This is a genomic window from Mesorhizobium sp. M1A.F.Ca.ET.072.01.1.1 (genome assembly GCF_004023325.1).
Lineage (GTDB): Bacteria > Pseudomonadota > Alphaproteobacteria > Rhizobiales > Rhizobiaceae > Mesorhizobium.
In genome coordinates this window covers 1-6,884 of sequence record NZ_RZSF01000342.1, presented here as the reverse complement: position 1 = coordinate 6,884, position 6,884 = coordinate 1, and the positions used below count along the sequence as shown (strand labels likewise).

At 63.4% G+C, this 6,884-nt stretch carries 4 protein-coding genes and 1 pseudogene; 1 reads left to right on the top strand and 4 read right to left on the bottom strand.

Annotation, left to right across the window (positions count from 1 at the left end; genetic code table 11):
* From EOA32_RS40230 to lptF, 4 genes and pseudogenes are all read right to left on the bottom strand, one after another.
* A pseudogene (locus tag EOA32_RS40230) lies at positions 1 to 107 on the bottom strand (peptidylprolyl isomerase); the annotation flags it as partial.
* Positions 108 to 313: 206 nt separating this feature from the next.
* On the bottom strand, positions 314 to 2,728 hold the full coding sequence (locus tag EOA32_RS30985) for an LPS-assembly protein LptD (RefSeq protein WP_189407511.1): 2,415 nt from the start codon (positions 2,726 to 2,728) through the stop codon (positions 314 to 316).
* Positions 2,728 to 3,810: an LPS export ABC transporter permease LptG gene (gene lptG, locus EOA32_RS30980; protein ID WP_095779172.1), complete on the bottom strand. Its 1,083-nt coding sequence runs from the start codon at positions 3,808 to 3,810 to the stop codon at positions 2,728 to 2,730. Before lptG ends, EOA32_RS30985 begins: the two co-directional genes overlap by 1 nt.
* A gap of 2 nt (positions 3,811 to 3,812) precedes the next feature.
* Complete coding sequence (lptF, locus tag EOA32_RS30975; protein ID WP_095779171.1) at positions 3,813 to 5,012, bottom strand: LPS export ABC transporter permease LptF; 1,200 nt, start codon at positions 5,010 to 5,012, stop codon at positions 3,813 to 3,815.
* A 349-nt stretch (positions 5,013 to 5,361) separates the two neighbouring features.
* Here lptF and EOA32_RS30970 point away from each other — a divergent pair.
* A partial coding sequence (locus tag EOA32_RS30970; protein ID WP_128373742.1) for a leucyl aminopeptidase occupies positions 5,362 to 6,884 on the top strand: 1,523 nt, incomplete at its 3' end.

Sequence of the window (6,884 nt, the reverse complement as noted above, 5' to 3'; positions counted from 1 at the left end):
ACATATTTGATCTGGCTGGCGAATGCCGGCGGCGTCATTGCCGCGATCGAAACCGAGGTCGCCGCCACCAGCAGCGCGAATCCTGCCGAAAACAGGTATTTCCTCATCTCACCTTCCCAATTCCTATCCGCCACGACGGCGCCGCACGTCCTCCGAACGCATGCGCTATGTGGTCGACCCCATGCCCGTCCTATGCGGCGAAACAATGTCGCCGGCGCATGACCCCGAGAATCGGCCCCACTTTCGAAGGATCACGCGCCAATCCAAGCTTCACGCCAGCGACGGCGCACGCCGTGACCGGCGCTGCCTCCGCTTACTGGATCGTGTCGACGCCGCTGGTCGACGAGCCGAAATCGCCGAGCGTGCGGAACGACAGGTTGAAGCCGATATTCTGCGACACCTCCTTGGTGACCGTATCGCGCGTCTGCGAGAACGTCATCACATAGGTGAAGCAGGAATCGTTATAGGCGAAGCCGACGCCGTCCTTAACCAGGACGCTTGTCTCCAGGTCGTAGGTGCCGGTGCCGAAGATCCGCCAGCTCTCGGCCAGGTGCGTAGAGGCTCCGAGCGTGACCTCGTGGCGGTCCGTGGCGAAGCCGTAGAGCGGCTGCGCCTGGATGAAGGCATATTTGGCGCTGAGCGAAACCGGCAGGCCGGAATAGGCCGCCTTGATCTCCGCGCGCCTGACCTCGAATGTCTGCTCGTCGAACCGGCCGCTGAGCGAGCCGGAGAAGCCGCTCGGGCTGTTGAAGCCGATGAGGCCGACATAGTCGGACTTGGCGGTCTGCAGGCCCGAATAGGCGCCGACATTGACGAGGTCCGGCGCGTCGAAGGAGTTCTCGCCGCCCAGTTGGTAGGACTGGCCGAAGATGGCGTTGGTGCCCCAGCCGTTTCCATAGGCGCCGGAGTAGCGGAAGCCGACATTGGCGCGCGTGCCGCCTTCGATGCGATCGTAGCCGGAGAACTTGTCGCGTTCGAACAGGGTCGTGGCGTCGAAGACGAAGCTCTGCGCGTCCTCGTTCGGAATGGCCAGCCCGCCGACATATTGCTCGTTCGGCCGCACGAAGATCTGCGCTGTCGGCTCCAGGACATGACTGGAGTTCGACATCGAGAACAGGAGCGGCCAGCGCATCTCCAGGCCGAGCGTGGCCATGTAGCGGGCGAGCGAGGAGCGCATGTCGACATCCTCGCCGAGATTCGCCGCCATCTGGTTGACCGCCGCCAGCGATTCGGATGTGGTCGACACATAGCCGGCGTCGCCACGGAAGGCGAGCAACGGCGTCAGCTGCAGTCCGTCATCGGTGGTGAAGGTGCGCTTCCATTCGGCCTCCGCCGTCAGCCGGCTGGACTGGCCCTCGAGGCCGCGCACGTTGTTGATGGAAGTGTCGTCGAGCGGATTGGCCAGCACCGCGTCCAGCCGGTCGCGGCTGATGACGCGAGCATTGACGTTGAGCGACAACTGCCCGCCCGCCACCGACATGTCGGGGATATAGGCGTAGTCGAACGACGGCAGCACCCAGGGCTGCTTGGCGGAGCGCGCCGTCGGGTCGCTGGACAGCGTGTCTTCCTGCACCTCGAACCGCATTGCCCTGACGTCGAAATAATTACGGTCGCTCAGGCCCGTCAGATAGATCGACGACTGGTGGACGAGGTCGTTGTAGCCGTCGATGTTATAGGTGCGCGAAAAATTCTTGTCGGTCTGCAGCAGCACGTCCCAGCCGAAGTTCCAGCGCTCGTTGATGGCGAACTGGCCCTTGGTGCCCATCATGCCGCGGAACTTATTGGGATCGTTTGGCTCTCCCGAATCGACGGTAAAGCGATTGCCCGTGCCGATGAAGGCGTCCGGATCCTGCTGATTGATGCCGGCGATTTTCAGGCTGTATTCGCCATTGTTGAAGCGCTGACGCCATTCGGCCTCGCCGAGGAAGCCCTGCTTGGTGAAGCCGCTGCCGGTGACGGTCAGGTCATAGGTCGGCGAGAGCGCGAAATAGTAGGGTACTTTGAGCCCGACGCCGAGGTTGTTGTTGTAGACGATGCCGGGGATCAAGAAGCCGCTCTTGCGCTTGACCGTCGGGTCGGCGATTTCGAAGGCTGGCAAATAGGCAAGCGGATAGCCGAAGAACTCGAAATTCGCATTCTCAAAGCGAACCGTCTTCTTCTCGCCGTTCCAGATGATCTTTCTCGCCTTGACGCGCCATGTCGGCGCCGAGTCGGGCTTGTCCTCGCAGGGCTCGCAAGCGGTGTAGATGCCGTTGTGGAATGTCGTCAGCACGCCGCCCATGCGCTCGGCGCTTTCGGCCGCGAAATAGGCCTTCTCGACCGTCTCGACGCGCAGCGCGTTGACGAAGCCGTCGGCGAAATCGTCGGTGATGTCGATATGCTCGGAATTGATCTTGGTGCCGTCGCTGTTGATGAGCTCGACGGCGCCGCTGGCGACGAGGCGCTTGGTGTCGCGGTTGTACACCACGCGCTGGGCGACGAGCTTGTTGCCGCCATAGTCGATCTGCACGCCGCCGACGGCCGTCACCGTGTGCTTGTCGTTGTCATAGACGAGCGTATCGGCGGCCAGCAGCATCTGTGTGCCGGAGGGAACAGGCTTCGCCGTGATGGTCTGCGCCAGCGCCGGCACCGTCGGTACCACGCAAGCGAACAAACATGCCAAGGCTGTCGCCCCATAAAGGCGTGCCAGGCCGGCCTGCCTATGGCTGCGCAAACCAGCCTCCCTCACTAGCCGTCTTCCTTGTATAGCAGAAAAGTCACCCCGAAGAACATAGCCACGACAACCGGAACCCATGCAGCCACCATTGTAGGCACGAATCCGGCGACCCCGAATGCCTTGACCAGTACCGAAACGACATAAAGCAGAAAGCCGGCCAGGACGCCACCCAGAATCATCGTCGCCGACTGCCCCATCCGCGCAAATCGCATTGAAACTGTTGCCGCAATCAGCGTCATGGCGACGAGGAGGAACGGCAGCGCCACCAGCGAATCAAACTGCATGGCGAAGGCATTTGCCTTGAGGCCGAAGGAGCGGGCAACCTCGATCTTTGCCGGCAGATCGTAGAACGGGATGGTTTCCGGGCGCGCCAGGCGTTCCTGCACGAATTCCGGCTTGAGGTTGGTGGCCACGCGGTCGGAGGTCTCGGCACGGATGTTGCCGTCCTTGAACAGCTTGACGTCCTGCAATTCCCAGTAGCCGTCGCGCAGGAAGGCGCGCGCGGCGTCCTTGCGCTCGACGATGTTGCCCTGCTGGTCGAGGACGAAGAATACCGCGTCCGCCATCTCCAGTCCTTGGTTGAGGATGGCGCGGGCGCCGATGATGGTGTCGCCGGAGTTGGTCTTTTGCCTCAGCCAAGGCGTCGTGTCCTCCGCGACGGCGTTCGACTTGCCGGCGCGCAGCTGGTTTTCCATCTGCTCCGACCAGGAAAAGCCGTGCGCGGCGATCGGGTTGAGCACGCCGACCGACAGCAGCCCGAACATCAGCGCGCCGACGCAGCACGGGAACAGGAACTGCCAGGCCGAAACCCCGGCCGAGCGCGCGATGACAAGCTCGTAGCGGCGGTTGAGCGAGACCAGCGTCGCCATCGCCGAAAACAGCCCGACGAAAGGCACCGTCTGCAGCATGATCATCGGCATCCTGAGCGCCGAAATGGCGAAGGCGGTGCCGTAGGTGAAGCCCGGCAGTCCGGTCGTGCGCCCCGAAAGTTCGGTGAAATCGATCAGGAACACCAGCGCCAGAAGGCCGAGGAAGAACCAGATGGTGATCGACACGTAGCGGAAGAAGAAGTAGCGGCCCAGCGTCCAGCCCATCGTCAGGCTCCCTGGCCGGAGGTGCCGCGCCGGGCGAGCCACAGCTTGAGCGCCGTCCAGCCCTCGCTGACGCGGCCGGCGAGATTCGTCATCCAGTCGGCCCAGGCGGCGGGCAGTTCCATGCTCCGCGACGAGACGATGAACCAGGCGGAGACCGCCGACGCCACGATCGGAACGGCGTAGACCATATAGGCGTAGTACCAGACTTTGTCGGCCTTGCCGGCGGCGAAGAAGCCAAGCCAGCGGACGAAAAGGGCGATAGCGATTGCCGTGATCAGCGGATGGATGCGCGCCTCGCGGTGCGAGCGCGCGTCGCCCGCGACCGCAAGCGCGATCAGCGCGAAGACCAGCGAATAGGACCATTCGGAGAAGCGCTGGTTGACCTCGGCCGTATAGCTGCCCGGATTGCGCTGGTACATCTTGTCGTTGGGATCCGGGTCGAGCAGGTATGGCGTCGTCCGGTCCTTGGGCAGCAGCGTGATCTCGTTCGCCGCCGACATGAAGGCCGACAGGTCGAAGGCGTAGGAGGTGAAACGGATGACCGAAAGGTCGCCGGTCACCGATTTGCGGTTGATGACGCCGTCATTCATCATCAGCACCTTCTCGTCGCCTTTTTCGACGATGCTGCCGGTCTTTGCGTAATAGGTGAGGTTGGCGCCTTCCTCGCGCGAATCGGCGACGAAGATGCCGCCGAGCTTGTTGTCGGGCAGCCGTTCTCCGATCTGCAGGAACAGGCCGTCGTCGATCTTACGGAAGGTGCCTTCCTGGATGATCAGTGACAGAAGGTCGGCGCGCGAGGCCGCCACCAGCTGCCGGTTCTTCTGCCTGGCATAGGGATCGACGCCGTTATCGACGGCAAAGGAAAAGACGCTGGCCGCCAGCGCCAGCAGAAGGATCGGCCGCGCGATCGCCCAACGCGAGGCGCCCGCGGCGTTGATCACCGCCAGCTCCGAATCCGTGTTCATGGCGCTCAGCGTCTGCGCCACCGCGACCACAAGCGCGAACGGCACCACGATCGGGACGATCGAGGGGATGATCAGGGCCGCGACTTCGAAGAAGGTCAACGCCGACTGGCCGCTGTCGGTGACCAAATCGATCTTGGCGAGCACCTGCGTCGTCCACACGATCGCCAGTGTCCACGCCAGCGCCGCCAGGAACATCGCGGTAGCGCGACGCATGATGTAGCGTTCAACGACCTTCATGAAGGCTTTTCTCGATTGTGCCGAACGGCATCATGCCCGCCGACAAGGTAGTCATCCGCCGACGCCTGCACAACCGGGTCCATAGGCGGCTCATCTGGTTTGTCCTCTCCACGCCACGCGCCCGGCGCGGCGGAGTCTCCGCGTCAATGAATAAGAAATGCGAAACATTCATGGTTAACAACAGGTTGCGGCATGAAGCTTGCGTTCCGCCGCGACGAATCCTTGGTTGGTTTCGGGGGCGATATAGACAGCGATTTCGGCCAAAGTCTTGCCAAATGGCCGAAAACGACCAAATGTCGCGCACGCTTGAAAGCCGGTTCGCGGCGCCTCACCCCGGAAGCAGGATCTGATGACTTCGAGACCTTCGATTGCCTTCGCCAAATTCGCCGCGCCCAAAAAAGGCAGCGTCTTCGTGCTTGCGGCCGACGGCGGCGGCCTTGGCGAAGCCGCGAAGGCCTGCGACCCGGCTGGCGCATTGGCGCGCGCGTTTCCGGTCGCCGATTTCTCCGGCAAGTTCGCGAGCTCGGTGGAAGTGCTGGCACCGGAGGGAACCTCAGTCGACCGGCTGGTGGCGGTTGGCGCCGGCAAGGTCGCAAGCCTCGACGACTACGCCTGGCTGAAGCTCGGCGGCGCGGTTGCCGCCGCGCTGCGCAAGGCTGTGGAAGTCGCAGTCATCCTCGATCTTCCGGACTTCCAGCCGGACGGCAGGCAGGCGGCGCACCTTGCCGCCGGCATCCTGCTGCGCAGCTACGGCTTCGACAAATACAAGACCAGGAAGGACAAGGAAGACGGCCAATCCGACGCCAAGGGCGCGGAGAGCAAAAAGGCCGAAACCGCAAAGCCGGCCAAGATAACCATCCACTGCGCCGACCCTTCCGCCGCCAAGAAGGCGTTCGCCGCGGAAGAGGCCGTTATCGAAGGCGTGCTGCTTGCGCGCGATCTCGTCAACGAGCCGGCCAATACGCTCGGTCCGGTCGAGTTCGCCGCTCGCGCGAAGGAACTGGAAGGCCTCGGCGTCGAGGTCGAGATCCTCACCGAGAAGGAGATGAAAAGGCTCGGCATGGGCTCGCTGCTTGGCGTCGCGCAGGGCTCGCCGCGCGGCGCCCGCATGGCCGTCATGCAATGGAAGGGCGGCAAGGCCAAGGACGCGCCGATCGCCTTCATCGGCAAGGGCGTCACCTTCGACACCGGCGGCAATTCGATGAAGCCGGCCTCCGGCATGGAGGACATGAAGGGCGACATGGGCGGTGCCGCCGCGGTCACCGGACTGATCCGTGCGTTGGCCGCCCGCAAAGCCAAGGCCAATATCGTCGGCGTCATCGGCCTGGTCGAGAACGCCGTCGACGGCCATGCGCAACGCCCGGGCGACATCGTCACCTCGATGTCGGGCCAGACGATCGAGGTCTTGAACACCGACGCAGAAGGCCGCTTGGTGCTCGCCGATGCGCTCTGGTACACCAACGATCGCTTCAAGCCGAAATTCATGGTCAATCTGGCGACGCTGACCGGCGCCATCATGGTCGCGCTTGGCCAGCACTATGCCGGCCTGTTTTCCAACAATGACGAGTTGGCCGGCAGGCTTTTCGGCGCCGGCCAAGCGACGCAGGAGCGGCTGTGGCGCATGCCGCTTGGCGCCGAATACGACAAGCTGATCGAGTCCAAGAACGCCGACATGAAGAACATCGGCGGCCGCTATGGCGGCGCCATCATCGCCGCGCAGTTCCTGCAGCGTTTCGTCAAGGACACGCCCTGGGCGCATCTCGACATCGCCGGCACCGCGATGGGCGCGCCGGCGAGCGAGATCAACCAATCCTGGGGCTCCGGCTTTGGCGTACGGCTGCTCGACAGGCTGGTGCGCGACCATTACGAAGG